This window comes from Nostoc sp. TCL26-01, from assembly GCF_013393945.1.
Classification (GTDB): domain Bacteria; phylum Cyanobacteriota; class Cyanobacteriia; order Cyanobacteriales; family Nostocaceae; genus Trichormus.
Window position 1 is genome coordinate 2117237 of the sequence record NZ_CP040297.1, and the last position, 18787, is coordinate 2136023.

The window sequence follows — 18787 nt, forward strand, 5'->3', positions numbered from 1 at the left end:
ATGCCATTACCACCACAAACACAGTCTGGGAGATTGGTACTAGAGTCGCTAACCAGTCTCTCTAAGGAACTAAAATTTTATTCCGAGGGATTTAAAGCATCACGTAAACTCAAGGCAACGATAGCAGAAATTGACCAAATAAAACGAGGTGTTAGCACTGCTACTTCTAGTGTAAAAACACTAGAAAAGCAATTTGGTGGCGCTCAGAAAGTGGTGGATGTATTAAATAAAGATGTCAAGGAAAGCAAGAACCTGTGGAATTCATTTCTTAACAAAGCCGGTGGCACTGCTAACGTAGCGGGTGCGGCTAATGCTGGCGGTACTATAGCCAAAGCGGGAAGCGCGTTAGCTAAGTTCGCTCCCATACTAACTGCTCTGGCTGCTGTAGGGATTGCTGTAGCGGTAAACCAAATACAGGGATGGCGTTCTGACCAGAACGAGAAAGGTCTAGCTTTATTAGGTAATGATGTCAGCAAGATATTAGGTAAGCTTAACGCTTACCAACAAAGGATTGAAAATAATAACAAAGCAATCAATGACCAAAAACTGGATAACCAGAGAACAAGAGATAGAGTGTATGGACTAGAAAAGCAACTCGTACCCATCAGGGATAAAGCTAACGATGCCTTGTATGAAGTGAGGCAGGGCAGGAGTATTTTAGAATCAAAGATATCTGATGCACGGAAATATGCAAATGATGTGCTAGCAGAATCAAGGGGAACAGCATCAAAAATCAACGCACAGATTCAACAACAACAAACATCTATTAACAAACAAATTGCAGATATTAACGCCAAGATTGCAGCTTTTACCAATGGCGTTAAAGATAATTTTCAGCAAAACATCACCTCAACCGTTAACAGCATCAAAGCTGAACTTACTTCACTCAAAGCAACTCAAGCAACAAAATCAGATATTAGTGCTGCAATAGATAAAAATAATTCAATTATTGATAGCAAGATAAAGACAAATAACGATGTATTGCAAAATATCCTCAAGCCCGTACAGCAGACAGTAAATACACTGCAAAATGGCTATACAGAAATCACTAAAAATGGTGTTACTACTCGATATTTTGATGGAGTAGTAAAGAGTCTTCAGGATACTTACGCTAAATCATTTGAAGCTCAAGCCGTCAAGTGGAATGAAGACCAAAGAAAGTTGTCCGATAATTTTCTAAACCAATTAAAGCAAGGTAATGCTACGTCAGATCTAATTAAACAAGGAATAAAAGATGTAGACAAACAGGTTAACGATTTTATCAGGGACGTAGAAAGGAAGACGGCTCTTATTGACACAGTAAAGCCTGATATAGACAAACTCAGGAAAGACATCGAAAGTGATTTAAACAAAGATAACAATCGATTAACTACATTAGAGACAAAGATACGGGAGATGGAGAAGGTGAACACTGAAGGCAATAAAAAACTAGACCAAATCCTACCCAAGCTTGACCAAATTATTCCTACACTTGCAGGAATTCCCCTTATCCCTGGCAGAGTAGCAGATACATTGAAGCCTTCTATTCCTACACTTCCTCAGATAGAAAACTCTGTGGGTACTGCAATGTGTAAAAACCTAAGAACAGGTTGTGGTAAACAAGCAATTGACGACGCTGTAGGCAATGTTCTTGGTAATAGTAATAACAATACTAACGCTTTACTTAATGCGTTGAATACTGGGTTAAACGCTGGAAATTTAGCAACAAGTTTGGCTTTACTTCCAACAATAAACAACAAACTTGGTGAACAAGTTCCCGGTGGCATTGGTGGCAAATTAAGTAAATTGGGTAAATGGTTGCAGTTTGATAGAGTCTTCGGAATGCTCACCCTTGCGGCAACTATTCATAATGGCGTGATGCTCAGTAACGATATTGGAACTACATTAGTAGGAGCTTTAACCAACGTATTAACCGGACTAGGCTTGACGGATGAAGATGGTGCGGGTATCGACGTTGGCAAGATAATTGGCGCTTCAATAGAAGGCTTTATACAAAGTCTCATTGGAGCCGCTAACTATAATCGATTAGTGGACGCTTGGGCTAAAGCTAATCGAATTTATCAAGCCACAACCAACGTGCTAAATAGTTTTCTGAATCTATCGCAAACTATTTTACAAGCATCTGAGTTGATAGCGGCTTACACAGGCAGAATAGGGAATGCTTTAAGAAAGAGTGGCGTTATCCTAGAAAACGCTTATGGCTGGATGAATCCCCAGCCTAAATTCAATCGAGTCACCAAATTTTTAGAGGGACTGCAAACTACCGCTTCTACCGTGCAGATGGTTACTCAAGTTCCCTTGGATGTGATTAACGCCACCACTGAATTCACAACAGCTTCTACTGACTTTGTTAAAGCCATCAAAGAAGATAATAAACCAGAGAATAAATCTACACCCACACCAGAACCCGACGAACTAAAAGCCAAAGAAACTCAGTCTAAGACTGATTCTCAACCATTGAATTTTGATTTTTCAGATTTATTCGATGGAGAGGACTAATGGCAGATTTACCAGAAGGTTTTGACAATATTGAGCATTTACAGAAAACTTGGAATCAAGAACATAATCGTCGGGTTGATAGATACTTTAAAGATGTGCAAGGGAATGGTGATTTGTCGGGTGTTAGACCATCTTTAAAGCTAGCTTGTCGGGCTTTAGACAATGATAATATGTACGCATCTTGGATGCGTTCAGACCTGTTTTATAACATCATGGGCTATGGGCGTAAAAATTTAGCTGTTTTTTATGGCAGTAAATTTGATAACGCCCCTAGTGTTGCCGGGCATCCACAACTATTTTTCGTGTTTTCTCAAGATGAGTCAGCATCTCCACCAGAAGAATCACCGATACAGCATGAAAAATCAGTAAGATTGATGAAATTCTCTTGCATCTCTGGTGATGATGATGGGAGTACCAAACCTGCCATTACTAAAGCAAATATGACAGAAATTGCTAATGAAATTAAAGGTATATTTCTGTCAGGTAATAGGGGGATAACTTACACTGCTGGAAATAAATCAGCTTCGTACACTGACCCTGAAAATGGGTTTGCAAAAGGCAATTACTTATTAGTTAACAGTCGTGCTGATGGTATAGAAATCTATCAAAAAATTTGCAATGTGATTGATGTACCATTCAAGCAAGAAAAGCTGATCGTCAATGACCCAGACAAACCCAGCACAACAACCGCATCAGCAGGTAAAATCACGATTTTAGGTAAACAGGTGCAAAACCGCAGGTACAGACCTGTAGCAGTCCTTAGATTCAGGAGCGCTTACATATCTTTGGGGAATCTCATCCCACCAATATTTTTGATAGACACAACACTCCGAAATACTGGATTAGTCCGTTATCCGTGAGGTTTAACCAGTGTCAAGGGGTAACTGTGGCAAACAATAACGATAAAAACCTATAAGGTTTCCATAGAAAATTCTAAGGATTTTAACGGGCTAGAGTTGGTGAAAACTGTAACCATCACCAATAAAAATTATGGGGTTTAGAGACCTAAATCGTTATCCAGCCCAGAAAGCTCGGTATGACAAATATAAGGAATGGCTAGATTCCACTCCCCAGCAGCGCCAAGCCAAATATGCCGCTATCACCGATGAAACTAAGCGGGTGAAGACAGAAAGAGAAAAAGGTTATGTTTCTCCGTTTGGCACTGCTGGCAATACCAAGATTTATTTGCCTGCCCGATTAATCAAGGATGGACAAAGTGGTCAAGGATCTGGAGTAGCTCTCGCACTTCGTGGGCTACTGGCTAACTACACTACGACTGCTACCGAATTTGCTGCATTAACCACGCCAATTCTGATTGATGCGAATAAATTTAATTTTGCCAAGCTAACGCTCACTTCTGTTGTACCTGCAACTACCAAAAAAGCTAGTCGCATCACTGGTGCTGAATACAAAAAACCTGACGTAGATTCTGTTACCTGTGCTTTTGGACAGAATACTGGTGGACAAGCTTATGACGCGGCTGTTTTAGCTATCAAGGGTGAAACGGCTTTCGCTACCTTCACTGGAGGGAATGGCGGTAAAAATCGGTTTAGGTTCACTCCTGAAGGCTAATGAGCAAGATAGCAGAACGAACTGGGATTATTTGGACTCCAGATGATCCGTTAGACCTGCTATCCGTCGATGTTGATGGCAACTGCTCTGAAGCTGATTTTCAGGGAATGCTTGCCATCAATCAAGCGGGTAGAGATTGGTTAACTGGGACAATTGACACGGTTGAATACCTGGATATGTTGGAGTATTACGGCATCCCTGATCCGTTTGAGATTGTAGACGAGTTTGCTGATCATGTTGATTTTGTAATTTCTCACGGATAAAAACAGTGAGAGTCGTTGAATTAAGTAATAGTGCTAATTGGCAAAGTATTTACTCTACCACTGTTAACGCTGTTCAAGTTCCCATGCAGGATGGAAAATATCTCATGAATCCTATTCCTGAGATAGTCGTTCCTTTTGTAGTAGATAAATTCATTCTGGCTATTAGCGTTGATACTGATGTCCCGACAGACTCTATCTGGAGGTTTGCTGGATATATCAATCAAAGAATTAGTACTGGGCTTGTTGTTGGCGGTGGTCAGGATGCAACGACAGTTAATGGTCGTCCACTATTTTTAGACCAAGTAAACTTGATTCTCTTTCAGAAAATTTCTACATCCTACGCTGTCAGTATCAAGGTTCCCAGGTGGTTTCCGCGTGCATCTGTGAATATCTGGGAGTACACCGGAGTAGACGACACATCTGAGGAAATATTGCTGACTCAGGAATTTGCAAATATTAATTTCAGACTTGACCAGATACAAAGTCAGCTTTCATGAATACTTTTATTGCTACTACTCCACAGCCCACAGCACCTAGTCAGCCTACAATTACACTTACCCTAGAATCAACGGGTATTTTTTTAGGTGCTTTGGTAAGCTTCTCTGTACTTGTGGCGGGTTTTACAAAGATTGTTACTAACTTTAACTTAATTAATATCAGCATCAAGGAATTGAGGCAGGATATTAACGCGAATACTCAAGCATTAAGCCAATTAAATGTTTTACATTCTGAAGTGCTGAAGTTAGATAAAAAATTCGACTTGCATCTACAGGATTACATCAATTATAAAGATGCTAATCTTATTCATCTCAACGGGCTAGAAAAACAGATTGGGCATAACTGGATCAAAACTGAGAAAGCACTGGCAGAACAGAAAGCCGAAATCAAGGAAATACAAGGTTTTCTGCAAAAGCATCACTTTACTGTCCGTGAAAGTCATTTATAGACTCTCTGGGGATTCATCCAAATACACCCGATGCACTTGTTCGCCTTTTAATAATGAGCGATGGGGATGAATATCATTTTGTTCAGTAGTGCGTGATGGGTAGATGATCACAGCTTGCCAATCGCTAAACCTGTTGCGGTTACGATAGAAATATAGTGAAGATTCCGCAAAGACTCTTTCGTAAAGCTGTTCATCGGTTTGGAATTGTACTTCACAAAAATATACAACTCCTGCACCTTGATTTTCTGGTGGGAGGAACACGCCATCAATTTCAAATCTCGGTTCTTTAACTGCTACTGAATCGAATCGGTAAGCATCTGCATTGCTTGGAGGTGTCTCTAGTAATTGAAACAACAGTGTAGGCGATTGTTGAAATAGTTTGTAAAAGATTGAATCTCGACGCATGAAGTTAGTATTATCACCCTATGTTCTCCATATTACCAGTGTGCCGAGTAATCCCTATCAAAACACCCGCATTCTTCACAAGTAGCGGTAAAGGCGGGTTGACAAAAATATTCAATTATTTACGAATATTTCGCTTAACCCGCCTCGACAATCTTTTTTTATACTCCTACTTTCGCCTTTGACCAAACACCATTTTCGTCTTCATCAAATTTTTGATGCACAACTTCCCATGCGGCTTGTTCTGCTGTGAATTCGTCATTCGTACTATTTAAAACGGCATTATAACGCTCGATGAAAGTATTTTGTGCTTCTTGGGAAAGGTGACAACGCACTTCCGGAGATAGGTCTTCTGGACTATTGCAAGGGCCAGGACAAGGATGAGCTAAGGCTTTATCAATTGTGTTAATTTCCTCAGCACCAGCACTTTCAAGCAGTAACTGAAACTCTCCTGAGCGATCGCCTGGGACTTCAGCTAACAACAAAAACTCCCCAGCTTGTAACCGAGTTTGGTAGATTGCGGCTTTATCTTCTGGCATTCCTAATGTGGTGAGAACAGAGACTAAACCAGCACCTGCACTGCCGGCGATCGCACCACTCGCAGCCCCTAGTAAGATAGCACTAATGGGCCCAGCTGCCACAATGGGGCCGACGAAAGGAATAAACAGTACACCCACGCCTGTAAGTAGGCTGAGGAATGAACCAAACAAGGAACCAAAAATCGCTCCTGTACGTAAACCACCTAAAATTACATCTCTTTTGGTGATGAAGCCAGCAATCCGAGTTTCTGACTGGAAGTTTCTCCCCATGACGGAAATATGATCTCTGGGTACACCCCTGTCTAACAAACGTCTAATCACATCATCAATTTGCTGCTGCTCTTTGAATACAGCAGATATAGTACGTTCTGCTTGATATACTTCTGTCACAGAAATTACTCCTTAAGTCATTAGTCAATAGTCAATAGTCAATAGTCATTAGTCAATAGTCATTGGTCATGACTCACTCTCTCACTCCCTCCCTCCCTCACTCTCTCACTCCCTCACTCAGCACTCAGCACGGGCTAAACGCCCCGCTACCGCTAACAGCACTCAGCACTCAGCACTCTCTATACACCCACAGGAGTTTTAGTTTTTGCTGCTGGTTGTTTACCACTTGGTTCTACTGGCTGTCCTTCAATAAATGAGCGCAGCATCCAAGCGATCTCTTCGTGTTCTTCCATTAGTCCAGTCAAAAAGTCAGCAGTTCCTTCATCATGGAACTCTTCACTACTTGTGTCGATATGCTCTCTTAAGTTGCGAACAATCGATTCGTGGTCTTCTACTAGTTGTGCTACCATTCCCGTTGCATTGGGAACATCTCCGGCGTGTTCCTTGAGGGTAGCCACTTTGAGAAACCCTTCCATTGTACCTATGGGATAACCACCGAGGGTACGGACACGTTCAGCGATCGCATCAATATTTTCTGTCAATTTCTCGTAGTGTTCTTCCCACAATTCATGTAAAGTACGGAATTGAGGCCCGACAACGTCCCAATGGTATTTTTTTGTTTTTACCAGTAGTAAGTAAGAATCTGCTAAATCTTGATTCAACAGATTAATTACACCTTGACGTTGCTCGTCTGTTAAACCAATGTTGATTTTAGGCATTGCTTTTTCTTCCTTGGTGACTCATGTATTAAGTTCCCAAAAATCAGGCTATATCAACATCAATCACAAGAAAGATTATCCTTTGATCAAAACTACAACTAAAGGATTAGGTTTGTATATAAAAAACGATAGTAGATATCTCAATTTTTGAAAATTAAGATATCTACTTAAAATGATAAGATTGGTAATTGCTAATGGGTAATAGGTAATGAGTCAGAATTTATTCTTATTACCAACACATTATTTTTTACCAGTAGCTTTTTCTAACAGGTTTTGAATTTCACCTTCTACTGTTGTAGCATTTTGTGAGTTCTCAGGGCGCTTTTGCTTATCAATATCTGCGGCTCCTTGAACTTCGTTGAGTCCTTCATTGGATTTTTTCTGAACTTCTTTCAATCCAGGAGGTGCTGATCTAGCAACTTTGTCAGTTTCTTTTTGAGTTTCTAGGAGTTGATCAGTTGCTTTGGTGGGATCGCTTGGGGAAGTACCAATAGCAAAAGCAGGAACAGTGTTAGATAAAAGTAGCAAGGCACAAGTGAAAGCTACGATGAGAAAACGCACTGGGCGTAAAACAGATAAAACAACACTAGAAATCTTCATTTGCAACCTCAATAACGGTGTCAACTACTTATAACTCTTACTTTTTCAGGGAAGCACATATCTTGAATTTGATTTAAAGAACATGGCTTCTATCTGACAAGTGATTGAGCTATCTTCCTTTTGAAGAATTACTTAGATATCTTCTTCAAGCAAGGGGTTCATGATAATATTTCTAATATAAAAAACGAATTAACAAATCGACCCATAGAGTGAAGTTGGCTTTGTTTTTATTTACAAAAGAATCATTCTTTAGATAGATATTAATAATCAAATTTCCTGATTTAAAAACACTAATTATTGATAAATAAAGCTTATATTTAGCATGGTTATAGTATGGTAAAAAATTACAGATTAGTTAATTTATCATCTTGATTGATTTTATATTAAGTTGGGAAGGCACAATTATTTTGTTTTCCCTTTAGTCAAGACACCAAAATATACATTACAGGGTGTTGGAAAAGTTTCAGTAGGTATAAAAAGGTCATTCTTCCTTACGCTCCGCGTCAGGAAGAATCTAGGTTTTGTGGCACATACCGAGATGTTTCATTCCGCTACGCTGCATTCAACATGACAAAGAAACAGACTTTTCAAACGTCCTCTTAGACATCTTCAAAAATGAATGTAGAGACATTGCAGTGCAATGTCTCTATAAGGATTTCGGATAATACAGAATGAATTTATGGAGATGTTTATTGGTTTTTCAGCAAGCCCTAAGTAACTACTGAAATTAAAAATAACGTACAAATACGGAAAAAATCTTCTAAGATTTCACATTCACTTATCTTTACTTACTTAGTACTAGCTTGTGGAAATCAAAATATTTTGTCAATTAGTAAAAATTCTATAGTATACGGATTTAAGATTTTGTGTTTGTCTTTTGATTTTGGTTTATTTGATGTTAAAACCTGCGTAAGAATGCTTGAAACACTTTTCAAACACATTTTTAGAGAATTATAAAATTAAAATTAAGGGGCGATCGCACTATATCTGGTTACGCAAATGCGCTGATATTTTTGGTTTTCGGCTTCATAAATTCCGCAAGATTACGGTTACGTTGTTTTGTAGTTTTGATCAACACTGCACATATAAAGTTAATGAGGGTTTATTCATGATCAGCCCTGTAACAGAGGTTATGCACCTCAATTTGGAAATGGCTAAGGAAGTTGCTCAGAAGTGGGAACAAGCTCCATGTAGTGAAGTTAGCGCTTATTGTTTGCGGATTCTACAGGAAATTGGATGTAGCGATACGGAACTTCCAGAAAACTTACAAACAAGAGAACAGCAACTCAATCTCATCGCTGGTTTTGCATCTTACGCTTTTGGAGAGGTGCTAAATGTACAAAGTTCTAATTGATGATATTTATCACAACCCAGAATGGTCGGAAGATACCATACCTGCAACAGATAATGATCTATTGGTTTTGACTCAAAGGCTTTCTCACCAAAGAGTCCCAACAAAAGTTTTTTTTCAAGCGATTGCGATCGCTGCTTATGATGGTGCATCTGCTTTTCGTTATGCCGACAATTATCTCACCAGTGTCAAGCATAAACACAAGCGCAGAAATATATTTTCGTTGAGGAAACCTTTAGTTAATTTTGATCAAAATTGAAAGTTTATACGTGTAGGTTTTTCACAACCTGTTTTCCTGGATCTTTTCAGTATATTTTGTCAAAGACCTACACTCAATTAAACACTTGTTCTGTTAGCGTGCAACTCTTACACAAGCTGCTTCTGTGGCAGATGGGGGATCAGCAAAAACAGCCAGAGTATAATACTCAGGAGCATTGTCTGCATATATGACTTTAAAAGTATATAGCTTACTTTGTCCTTGACCTTCAGTAATCACTGTCAACAGTGTATTTTTGGTACTAGGCAAACCAGGAATATTTAATTTAGAAATTCGTCGCAGTTGAATCACATTTGCAGCTGAGTTTTTACAATCTCCGCTAGCACCATTTTCTTGACCAAACTGCATACACATCGGCCCATCAAAATCCAGGGTGACTTGAGAAGGGTCATTGAGCCAGACTTTTTTAATTTTTTCGCCTGCGGGAATAAAGCTGAGATTTGTCCCTTGTTGAAACCAGACTTTGATTGTCGGTATCACTCCCCCCAAGCCTTGCGCTTGACAGGAAAATATAGAACGCAGCACCGCATTGTCAGCGATCGCACGACCTGCCAATAATAACATCACCCCCGAAAATATCAGGGATGCTAAAGGCAAGTGAGGAACATAATTTTTAACCTTCATAGTTTTAAAGGAAGGGAACAAATTAATTCAAAATTCGTCTTGAAAAGTTTCCTACGGCGGGAAACCCGCCTACAGAACTTTCCGCAAAATCCAAAAAGGAGACGGGGGATAGGAGGAAAATTTTTATTACTCTCTCACTTCCCACTCATGACTCAGCACGGGCTGCATCGCCCCGCTACCGCTAACAGCACTCCCCACTCATCACTAAAGCTGTATTGATTGGTTGACATATATCTCAACTTCTGTGCCAGCTTTTAAGATCCAAACATTGGTTTGTTGCATCATTTGGGCGATCGCTTGTTGATTGCGTTGGGAAATCTGCGGAACTACGGAATTCAAACCACCTTCGACAACACCGGCTGGGATATTGCGTTGGATGTTGTTGTTAGTAACTACAGTTGAGCCGCCATTGACACTAACTTGAGATTCAGTCCGGTTAAATAATTCGGCCGCTTTGGCAAGTCCTCCTAAAGCGAATAATCCTACATCCATTGAGGCGATAGAACCACCTCGGTCTGGGTACTGCTGTGCGAGTAGGGGTCTACCTTGGGGGGCGCGGATGGTCAGGGCGTTGGTGGGTAAATCTCGTTCGGAGAGATTACCGTTATCTTGGACGATCGCTTTAACTAAGATAAGTTGTATTACTCCTTGTTCAGAAATCGATCGCACTTGTGTTAATAATTCGGTATTGGCTGGTAGAGCGATCGCCCCATCGACACCTTTGAGTGGTTGTTGTAACCGCACCACAAATAAGTTGGGATTTTCGTTGTTGTCATCATTGCCTCTGGATCTGGTGGTTTCTCCGAACACAGCCGTTGCTAACACGGCTTTAGCGGTAGTTCCCACCTTCAGGGATGCAGGATTGCGGGATGAGGCTTGACTGACCAAACCGGGATTTTGTTGTGGTGTTTGACCAATGAAAGGATTGGGTCGTTGTCGTCCTTGATAGGGATTAGGATTGATTGGCTGTTGTTGCATTTCCGGATCATTTGTTGATACCGGATTAACCGCACCCACACTACTTGGTGGTTGTTCTGTGATACTGGCTTGACCGTAACTACCCAATTTAGATAATCTTGTCCATTCTTGCAAAGGATTGGGTGGGGATGGGAGAGGATTGGCTGCTAATGGGGGTGGGGGTGGTAGTTGTTGGGGTGTGATGACACTGGTAGCTACAGGTAAAGGTCTTGGTTGATAAGGATTCTGCACAACGCGCTCAACAATTACAGTCCGTGGGGTGGTTGATGTGGGGGTTGTTTGCTGTGTCACTCGCACCACGGGATTGTTAGTTGGTGCTGCTGCTGTCGGGCGTGGTAAATTTCTGAGATTTTGCTGTGCTGCCTTGACTCCCTGCGCTTGTTCTGCTAAAGCTAATTTAGTTTTTAAAGTTTCTACTTCTTGTTCCAGATTGGCTTCTGGAGATAAATTTGTCGCTAGTGATTCGGCTGGCGCAACAGCTTGATTATTTTTGGGGGTTTTTTGATTCCCTGAACTCATCAATTGAGATAAAAAGCCCCCAGCTAAGACGACGACAGCCAGGGTAGCTGTACCCACCAAAGCCAACTTAGCAAAAGGGTTAGTAGCTAGAGGTTGTTCGGTTCTAGCTTGCTCTGGTGTGCTTGAGGATCGCTCGGCGATCGCTAAATCTGCTGTAGACTCAACATCATCAGTGGTGGGTTCTACTGCCAAACCAACTAATCTCGCCATTTGTGATTCCCAATCAGCAGCATTTACTTCTGGATGGTAACCATCAGGAGATAGATTAGTCTTTGGTTTTGGTGGGGTTTCAGAAGTTGTGGAGTAAGGAGTCATGGTGTATTGCTTAGTTTAGAAGTTCCAGAACAATTGTTGTCTTCGATGTCGCAGATATTATCAATTTCTAGGCGAGACTCTCCCAGGCGGTAAGCAGCTAACTGCCAGGGTAAGGGATTGGATGGTAGGGAAGTAGCTTGTTCATCTATGGCACGAATGATAATTTGTTTATTAAAAGGAATGGATTTACCTAAATTGTCAGAACTACCAAAAACTAACTGATTTGCCAACATTTCTATTTTCCACTCACCATCACTGAGTTGTGTGGGTTGGGAGATTTTTTGAATGACTAATACATGATTTTCACTTCTATTAGTATTACCAAATTGACCAGCCGAATTTAGATTATTAATCTCTGATAAAAATTTTGCTTGTAATTTGTTAGCTAGTAAGGGTGAACTAGCTTCCCAGATGGCTGCTGGTGGTTGTTGCTGTGACCAATTTAGCATCAGAGTCATAGTTTCACCAACGAAGCGGCGAATTGTTTCTGGATGTCTGGCTAAATTTGGCTTAGGATCTACTGTAATAGCATGACCATCAATTAGCTGCACGAGGCTACGGGGTGTTAATTGCCGATTTAATCGCTGTAACATCGAACCATGAAACATCAGCAAGAGTAAGGTCAACAAATTTAACCCCAATGTCCCCACGGCAAACAAGGGCAAGATAGAGTTTTTTTTATGTTCTGGCTTGAGTAATTGCATAAGGGGAGTGCTGAGTGAGGAAATGGGGACTGGGGACTGGGTAATAGTGAAGAAAAACTAATGACTATTGACTAATTGACTATTGACTATTGACTATTAATAAAGCTGCTGGATTCGCAGGGATACGCTGGATTAGGGTTGGAGTTCTTATATTGATCTAACAAACATAAATTGCGAATTTCGTAAATTTCTAATTTATCAGTGCGACTACTATAAATTGCTTTTTGAATATCGGTGCTATTAGTGGCTAAAGGATATGGGAAATAGTCTATGGCACGGACTAATAAATCTTTATTAAAAGGAGTAATTGTTTTTCTCGCATCTAAACCTTTTTGTTGGACAAGATCGGCTACCATCCCGACTCGCCACTTCCCAGGAGCAATATTCACGGGGGGATAAACCCGTTTAATTGTTAATTGTCCGGTGATAGCTTGGCTGGAATTACTAGCAAAAACTTCTGGTGGTGTAATATCAGCGATCGCACTTAAAAAACCTTTACGAAAGTCTTCTGATAAGGCGAAACTCGCTACCCAACTACTAGTGGTCACTTTTTGACTACCACCTTGGGGAGTTCTAATTAATATCCCTAAATCTGGTCTGGGTTTGGCGAAGTCTTCTACAGTTTGTGGTGGCAGATTTCCTGACCAGTTAAACATTGCCATCATTGTCTTACTGACGAATTGCCGAATCACTTCTGGATCTCTGGCTAAATCATCAATCTTATCTACTGGTTGACCATCAATTGTTTGCACAAAATTAGGTGGTTTGCGTAGACTCAGTTGACGAATATTCAATCCTTGGAGGAGGAAAATTAGTAATACTAATATATGTAAACTAAAAGTAGCGATCGCAAAAGTTGTCAGGACATTAATCGTTGTTTTTTTCTGTTTTAAAAAGTTACCCATTTCTCCCCACCCATTTTATAATCTATCCCTCACCAAAGTCTCTGCATTACTAATCCCACTAAATACCGCTAATCCACCCAATCCTGCTAAGATTAAGGATAGTAAGGGAGCTAAAACTCCTAAGAAAATAATAAACCACATCAAATCAGGATTAGCATTTGGGTCTTGAGCTGGCCCATTGACAATCACTGCCGCAGTTAATACAGCAATAATATTAAATGATATTTTGGCAATTCCTGCTGCTAAAAACCCAGTCAACCAGGCAAAAATTGGTTTACCTGCAATAGGTAGTAAAGAACCACCCACAGCTAAGGGGCCTAAAGCTGCTGTTAGCAACATTGTCGCTTCTATCAAATTTTGAAAAGCGTATTGTAAGGAAATTAGAAAGTTTTTAATACTAGTTTGGACTGTATTCCCCAACAAAGCACTAAAGGTAGTTTCTGATATATTGCCTGTACCAAACCTAATTTGATTAACCTGGGTTTCCAACCTGACTATCCAAGGCTTATTGCCATATAAATTGCGATATTCTCGCCACAAGTTATCAATTTTTTCACTGGCTTTTGTCAAGCATTGACTTTGTTGTTCCCCCGTCAAAGCTTGACAAGGACGTAGCAGCGAACCTGCAACTTCTTCTGCCACACTCATATTCAATGCTTGTTGATAAACTTGTTCTGCATCTGCTGTGGAGATGACTTGCTGATTGACTGTATTAATAAAGTTTCTCACACTCAATGTCAGAGTCGAAAGAATACTGCCATCGCCAGAATTACTCAATAATACAACTACGATAAAAGGCCATACCAGCGCCGATATCGGACGAGAATATTCACTATAGATGACATCTTTTAGCCATTGCACCATGAAAAAAAGTAAGGTTCCCACCGCAAAGAAGACACCTAGATTTGTCAATGCTCCATATAAGTTATTGCTGGTATTATTTTGTAATAAATCTAGCCATTGATTATCCCAACTTTCCGCAATACTGCGAGCTGTTGCTGTCCCACTATCGAGGGTATCTGTAACGCCAATATCTGCCAGAATTTTTGTATAAAACATAATATGTATTAAGTAAATTCATCCCTCTGTGTCTTTGTCTTGAAAAGTTCAGATCGGAGGAAACCTCCGCTCCGACTTTTCGCTGTGTCTTTGTGTTTAAAAAGCTCACCACAAAGGCACAGAGGCACAAAGAAGATTTGAATTAATCAAGTTTTCTGCCAAATAAATCGATTTGTGCTGTTGTCCGTAAAAGTCTCGCGGCTTCGGCTGATGTATCAACTCGTCGCGCTCGATTTGTTTCTTCCATCTGCTGCGAAAGGTTGGCTAAATTTAAGTTGGTATATTGTAAATACTGGTTAGTTTGGATTGTCTGCGCTAGTGCTTCACTGTTAAGTTTTACTTGATCACCTTGGACTTTGAGGATTTGCAATTGCAATTGGGCTTGATTATTAGCACTGAGACTTGTTGCTGATGCTAATGCGTTTTGAGTTGGATCGATAATTCCCGTAATTTTACCAGTAATTTGATCAAGTAAGTTTTGGCTATTGTTCTCTGCTTGTTGGATAATTTCATCGATACTTTCTATAACTTTTTCCGTATATTCCAACTTATTTTTTAATCTTGTTTGTCCATCTCTGCCCAGGCTGCCTACAACTGAACTACGTGTCATCAGTCGATTAATTTCATTATTAACAGCTACTGAACGTATCGCTTGATTATTTTCAAATTTGTCTGGGATGGAGTTAAAAAATATCAGATCCCGACGAACTTGATCCCCTGCTTCAACTGGGTTAGGTATATTTAAATCACCAGTTGCACCATTGAGAGCATTTTGCGAGCTACTTTCTAAAGGTTTTAAAGTTTCACTGAGGTTGTATTTCCAATAGTTCTGTAAATCTGTCGAGTAGTATTGAAAATCTGCCCAAACTCTACCTAATTGTGCCGTTGCTGGTACAATGAGTAAACTTAAAAATCCGAATGTTAGTAAAATAGTTTTTTTCATGTTTTTACATTTAATTTTAACTACCGCGTAACGAAGCTACTAATTGCCGAGCAAATACTGAGATTGCTTCATATTTATTCCGATAATTTTGCATTGCTTGTTGACGTGCAGTTTGTTCGTGGGGGTTATTAGCCACTACTGCCAATTGTTCGTAGCCTGGATAATAACGACAGAAGGTATGAATGCCGTTATCATCTAGTAGCCATTGGCTATAAACACCTTCTTTGCGGGGAAAAAAGCTTTCTGTCGCATTACGAGCAATGATTTCTCTCGGATACTTTAAAATGTTAACGAAACTATCCACAGCTACCGGTTGAATACGGCCAATTAATCGGGTAGTTAAGTTTTGTAATATCTTCGATGCGGCTCTAGATTTAGCGATGGTGTCGGGGTCTTGTGCTGATAAAATGACTCTAATCCCAGCTTTAGCTCCGTTAGCGCACATTCTGCCTACCAAGTCAGATATTTGGTCAAATTCAAACAAAATCGGCGCTTCATCAATAAAGAAGATGGAAGCGGGGCTACTCAAAGCACGTCGTAAGGCAGCAGAATAAGCACTCAAGGACAAAACTGCGGCATCTTCGTTATCTGAAAGGTTTCGCAGGGCAAATACTAAAAGTTGAGCATCGGTAGGAAAGCTGGAGGGTGCAGAGATGGCTTGTCCAACACGGCTAGACAGCCAAAAGCGCAAGCGCAGGTGAATTTGACTGAGTGCGTCTTCCACTCTCCCACTAACAGAATCTAGCTGGAGATGTTCTGGTGAGCAAAAATTAAGAAAGTCATTTAAGGTGGGGGTTTTGTCCCAAGCTGGAGAACCAAATCCACCAGCGATCGCCATTTTATATCTTTCCTGGATACCTTGATCAGCAAAGAAGGCTCCCAAGGCTAAGTTGAGTAGGGAACGAATGGTTTGTGCTAGGAGTTGGTTGTCACTGGATGAGCCTAGCACCATTGTCATTAAGGCTGATTCCAGAAAAGCTGTATAATCGAGCAAGCGATCGCGTTGTTGTTCAGGATCGAGCGATCGTAAATCTGGTTGCTCAAATAAATTATTGGATTGTTTAGAAATATCAAAATATGCTCCCCGTCCTTCCATGAACTGAGCATAGTCGGTAAAGGTAGATGTCCCATCAGGTTTAGGGAAATCTAAGGCAACTACAGGAATATTATGAGCTAAAGCTTGGGTTAAAATCCCTGACACCAAGACTGATTTACCAGCACGAGTTGTGGCAAACAATGCTAAATTTTTATGTTGGTTAAATAAATCTAGTTGAACCGGTGTACCCCCTTCTTCCGCAATTAATTCAAAGCCATGTTTATCACCTGCTTTGGTAATCACTAAAGGCATTAATCCCGGTACTTCACTAGTTAAATATAACTGGCGACGATTAAAGGGTTTAACGAGTAAACCTTCCCAAACTATCGGCAAAGATTGTAACCAAATCTTCCAAGTATATTCTACTTCTCTAACTACCCTTGCAGGACGTTGAAAACAGTTTTCAATATACCTTGTCGCCTCATCCAATTTTTCAACAGTGGGACGATGAACAAAAATTGCTATCCCCGTGTAAATCGGAACTGCGCCTTCATATAATTGTTCTTGCGCTGCAACTGATTTTTTTAACTTTAATTGAGCATTGACATCAATTGTCTTACTTTTTTCCTGTGCTAATAAGGCTGTCACATTCGACTGTTTCAGCACTCTTTGCAAAGTCGTCTTCACCAAGGCTGGGTTTGCCGCAGTCAGTTGACAAACAATCTCTGTATCCACTACAGATTCCCTGGCTAGCAGTTCCCACAAATAGCGCAGTTGGGCAAACTTATTCGGCCAGCCGCCGGGTTTTTCTAAGAAAGTCATTGCCCCAATATAATTATTGTTGACATTGACCCAACGGCGATCGGCACAAGGTACACCAGATTCCATCAGCATCGTTGTACTGTGGATATTTTCAATAAGCAATTTACTACTAGATAACTCTGAATGAACTTGTTCATGGAGTCCATTTTCATCTAAGTGTAATAATTGGGGAATTTCTATTGGCTGTGTATCATTAAATCTCTGCCAAATATTCTCCCAAAGTTCTTCTACATCTAAAGGCTTAACATCCAACCCCATCTTATTCGATAAAAGCTGTTCCCAACGACAAAAGCCCTGTTGGTAAGCCTTGGTAATAATACTCTCAATCCGTTGGTTTTCAATTTCCGCCATATCGCCCTTGAAATTCAACCACCATCCCTCAGCTTTAGATAGTAGTTTCTCAATCCAATCATCTGCATGAGTGGCGTTGGGTTCAATTGTGTAAGTCACATAAATTTTGAGAAATTTGGGCTTGCGAATCCCCGCCGCAGTTAATTCTTGAGTTCTGGCTCTTTCTGCCATCAACAAATACTTAATATCTCGTGATGAGGCGCGCTTAATTAAATCCGTTAGTTCTGCTTGTCGTTTTTTATCAGAACTAAAAGATCCCATATGCAACGTCATTCTTTCCCCTTCGGGAATGTCTTTTAATCCAGATTCCAGATTATTAAAAATCGTGTCTATTTGTTCTTTTCTTAAAGTGCTATGAATGCCTTGACATTCAAAACCAAAAACAAAGCAAAATCTATCTTTTTGAGTGCCTTTATTTAAAATATAAGCACCAATATCACGCCCATCAAGAGCGATGCGGAGCATAGTTGCTAAATGTAACGCATCTTCAAATGGCGTTAGTCTACTTTCTTGTCCGGCGATACCGATGCTTTGTTTTCCGATTTTTTGCTTCATGGTTAATTTCTAACAAGCTTTGATAACGTGCAAAGCCTCTTGTCCAAGTGGGAACTCCAATGAATTTACTTAAAAAGCGCCAACTCCTACCACCAGATAATATCCACCAAGTTGCCATCCCCCAACCAGCAATGAGAATAGTCCACAGCCATCGTTGAAAGTCATCTGCAAACATCCCTCCAAAAATACCATTGATGATAAAGTAAGAGGTCAAACAGATGACTGTCCAAGGAAATATTTGATCGGCAGGAATCGGCCCTAGTGATGGTTGAGAGCCTAAAATTTGGTTGACTGGGCGAAATTCTTGTTGCCGTTCCTCAGACATAACAATCCACTAACATCAAGCTACTCAGTAATTTGTAAAGAAAAATCAACTAGGCTAATACCCCTATCCCTATTCCCTATTCCCTATTTGCCT

19 protein-coding genes and 1 pseudogene are annotated in these 18787 nt (G+C 40.3%); 8 read left to right on the forward strand and 12 right to left on the reverse strand.

The annotated features are described in order from the left end of the window. From FD725_RS09135 to FD725_RS09160, 6 genes are all read left to right on the forward strand, one after another. Nucleotides 1–2499 carry a hypothetical protein gene (locus FD725_RS09135; RefSeq protein WP_179047833.1) on the forward strand — a complete coding sequence of 833 codons (2499 nt, stop codon included), beginning with the start codon at nt 1–3 and terminating at the stop codon, nt 2497–2499. Continuing rightward, a complete protein-coding gene (locus FD725_RS09140; RefSeq protein WP_179047834.1) occupies nt 2499–3359 on the forward strand; it encodes a hypothetical protein in 861 nt (286 codons plus the stop codon). Before FD725_RS09135 ends, FD725_RS09140 begins: the two co-directional genes overlap by 1 nt. Before the next feature lie 130 nt (nt 3360–3489). After that, the gene (locus FD725_RS09145; protein ID WP_179047835.1) at nt 3490–4071 is read left to right on the forward strand and encodes a hypothetical protein; all 582 of its coding nucleotides are present in this window, start codon (nt 3490–3492) and stop codon (nt 4069–4071) included. Next, a complete protein-coding gene (locus FD725_RS09150; protein ID WP_179047836.1) occupies nt 4071–4334 on the forward strand; it encodes a hypothetical protein in 264 nt (87 codons plus the stop codon). Before FD725_RS09145 ends, FD725_RS09150 begins: the two co-directional genes overlap by 1 nt. Before the next feature lie 5 nt (nt 4335–4339). Next, nucleotides 4340–4831, forward strand: a complete 492-nt coding sequence (locus tag FD725_RS09155; RefSeq protein WP_179047837.1) for a hypothetical protein — start codon at nt 4340–4342, stop codon at nt 4829–4831. After that, complete coding sequence (locus FD725_RS09160) at nt 4828–5280, forward strand: hypothetical protein (RefSeq protein WP_179047838.1); 453 nt, start codon at nt 4828–4830, stop codon at nt 5278–5280. Before FD725_RS09155 ends, FD725_RS09160 begins: the two co-directional genes overlap by 4 nt. Nucleotides 5281–5292: 12 nt before the next feature. On the opposite strand, the pseudogene FD725_RS09165 reads toward FD725_RS09160, so the two are convergent. The 4 genes and pseudogenes from FD725_RS09165 to FD725_RS09180 all read right to left on the reverse strand — a co-directional run. After that, nucleotides 5293–5685, reverse strand: a pseudogene (locus FD725_RS09165) (Rpn family recombination-promoting nuclease/putative transposase); the annotation flags it as partial. Between the two features lie 158 nt (nt 5686–5843). After that, nucleotides 5844–6611: a ChaB family protein gene (locus tag FD725_RS09170; RefSeq protein WP_179047839.1), complete on the reverse strand. Its 768-nt coding sequence runs from the start codon at nt 6609–6611 to the stop codon at nt 5844–5846. Between the two features lie 179 nt (nt 6612–6790). Then, a complete protein-coding gene (locus FD725_RS09175; RefSeq protein WP_179047840.1) occupies nt 6791–7330 on the reverse strand; it encodes a Dps family protein in 540 nt (179 codons plus the stop codon). A 240-nt stretch (nt 7331–7570) separates the two neighbouring features. Continuing rightward, nucleotides 7571–7930: a hypothetical protein gene (locus FD725_RS09180; RefSeq protein WP_179047841.1), complete on the reverse strand. Its 360-nt coding sequence runs from the start codon at nt 7928–7930 to the stop codon at nt 7571–7573. A 1108-nt stretch (nt 7931–9038) separates the two neighbouring features. On the opposite strand from FD725_RS09180, the gene FD725_RS09185 reads away from it, so the two are divergent. Next, a complete protein-coding gene (locus FD725_RS09185) occupies nt 9039–9284 on the forward strand; it encodes a hypothetical protein (RefSeq protein ID WP_179047842.1) in 246 nt (81 codons plus the stop codon). Next, the gene (locus tag FD725_RS09190; protein ID WP_179047843.1) at nt 9265–9540 is read left to right on the forward strand and encodes a hypothetical protein; all 276 of its coding nucleotides are present in this window, start codon (nt 9265–9267) and stop codon (nt 9538–9540) included. The genes FD725_RS09185 and FD725_RS09190 overlap by 20 nt, the downstream gene beginning before the upstream one ends. Nucleotides 9541–9633: 93 nt before the next feature. Here FD725_RS09190 and FD725_RS09195 read toward each other — a convergent pair whose 3' ends face one another. The 8 genes from FD725_RS09195 to FD725_RS09230 form a co-directional block, all read right to left on the reverse strand. Then, on the reverse strand, nt 9634–10182 hold the full coding sequence (locus tag FD725_RS09195; RefSeq protein ID WP_179047844.1) for a hypothetical protein: 549 nt from the start codon (nt 10180–10182) through the stop codon (nt 9634–9636). A 204-nt stretch (nt 10183–10386) separates the two neighbouring features. Beyond that, a complete protein-coding gene (locus tag FD725_RS09200; protein WP_179047845.1) occupies nt 10387–11994 on the reverse strand; it encodes a TrbI/VirB10 family protein in 1608 nt (535 codons plus the stop codon). Further along, nucleotides 11991–12698 (reverse strand): hypothetical protein, encoded by a 708-nt coding sequence (locus FD725_RS09205; protein WP_179047846.1) that lies wholly within the window; start codon nt 12696–12698, stop codon nt 11991–11993. Before FD725_RS09205 ends, FD725_RS09200 begins: the two co-directional genes overlap by 4 nt. An 86-nt stretch (nt 12699–12784) precedes the next feature. Next, nucleotides 12785–13603 (reverse strand): hypothetical protein, encoded by an 819-nt coding sequence (locus FD725_RS09210; protein WP_179047847.1) that lies wholly within the window; start codon nt 13601–13603, stop codon nt 12785–12787. A 15-nt stretch (nt 13604–13618) separates the two neighbouring features. After that, nucleotides 13619–14662 (reverse strand): hypothetical protein, encoded by a 1044-nt coding sequence (locus tag FD725_RS09215; protein ID WP_179047848.1) that lies wholly within the window; start codon nt 14660–14662, stop codon nt 13619–13621. Nucleotides 14663–14804: 142 nt separating this feature from the next. Continuing rightward, nucleotides 14805–15605 (reverse strand): hypothetical protein, encoded by an 801-nt coding sequence (locus tag FD725_RS09220; protein ID WP_179047849.1) that lies wholly within the window; start codon nt 15603–15605, stop codon nt 14805–14807. Nucleotides 15606–15621: 16 nt separating this feature from the next. Continuing rightward, nucleotides 15622–18369 (reverse strand): hypothetical protein, encoded by a 2748-nt coding sequence (locus FD725_RS09225; RefSeq protein WP_179047850.1) that lies wholly within the window; start codon nt 18367–18369, stop codon nt 15622–15624. Further along, a complete protein-coding gene (locus FD725_RS09230; protein ID WP_179047851.1) occupies nt 18317–18694 on the reverse strand; it encodes a hypothetical protein in 378 nt (125 codons plus the stop codon). Before FD725_RS09230 ends, FD725_RS09225 begins: the two co-directional genes overlap by 53 nt. Nucleotides 18695–18787: the final 93 nt, after the last annotated feature.

Excerpts from the sequence above, each read along its gene's own strand:
- FD725_RS09150 (WP_179047836.1), top strand. The coding sequence starts at position 4,071 with ATGAGCAAGATAGCAGAACGAACTGGGATTATTTGGACTCCAGATGAT.
- FD725_RS09215 (WP_179047848.1), bottom strand. The coding sequence starts at position 14,662 with ATGTTTTATACAAAAATTCTGGCAGATATTGGCGTTACAGATACCCTC.
- FD725_RS09160 (WP_179047838.1), top strand. The coding sequence starts at position 4,828 with ATGAATACTTTTATTGCTACTACTCCACAGCCCACAGCACCTAGTCAG.
- FD725_RS09205 (WP_179047846.1), bottom strand. The coding sequence starts at position 12,698 with ATGCAATTACTCAAGCCAGAACATAAAAAAAACTCTATCTTGCCCTTG.
- FD725_RS09210 (WP_179047847.1), bottom strand. The coding sequence starts at position 13,603 with ATGGGTAACTTTTTAAAACAGAAAAAAACAACGATTAATGTCCTGACA.
- FD725_RS09145 (WP_179047835.1), top strand. The coding sequence starts at position 3,490 with ATGGGGTTTAGAGACCTAAATCGTTATCCAGCCCAGAAAGCTCGGTAT.
- FD725_RS09185 (WP_179047842.1), top strand. The coding sequence starts at position 9,039 with ATGATCAGCCCTGTAACAGAGGTTATGCACCTCAATTTGGAAATGGCT.
- FD725_RS09135 (WP_179047833.1), top strand. The coding sequence starts at position 1 with ATGCCATTACCACCACAAACACAGTCTGGGAGATTGGTACTAGAGTCG.
- FD725_RS09220 (WP_179047849.1), bottom strand. The coding sequence starts at position 15,605 with ATGAAAAAAACTATTTTACTAACATTCGGATTTTTAAGTTTACTCATT.
- FD725_RS09200 (WP_179047845.1), bottom strand. The coding sequence starts at position 11,994 with ATGACTCCTTACTCCACAACTTCTGAAACCCCACCAAAACCAAAGACT.
- FD725_RS09175 (WP_179047840.1), bottom strand. The coding sequence starts at position 7,330 with ATGCCTAAAATCAACATTGGTTTAACAGACGAGCAACGTCAAGGTGTA.
- FD725_RS09225 (WP_179047850.1), bottom strand. The coding sequence starts at position 18,369 with ATGAAGCAAAAAATCGGAAAACAAAGCATCGGTATCGCCGGACAAGAA.
- FD725_RS09230 (WP_179047851.1), bottom strand. The coding sequence starts at position 18,694 with ATGTCTGAGGAACGGCAACAAGAATTTCGCCCAGTCAACCAAATTTTA.
- FD725_RS09190 (WP_179047843.1), top strand. The coding sequence starts at position 9,265 with ATGTACAAAGTTCTAATTGATGATATTTATCACAACCCAGAATGGTCG.
- FD725_RS09195 (WP_179047844.1), bottom strand. The coding sequence starts at position 10,182 with ATGAAGGTTAAAAATTATGTTCCTCACTTGCCTTTAGCATCCCTGATA.
- FD725_RS09180 (WP_179047841.1), bottom strand. The coding sequence starts at position 7,930 with ATGAAGATTTCTAGTGTTGTTTTATCTGTTTTACGCCCAGTGCGTTTT.
- FD725_RS09140 (WP_179047834.1), top strand. The coding sequence starts at position 2,499 with ATGGCAGATTTACCAGAAGGTTTTGACAATATTGAGCATTTACAGAAA.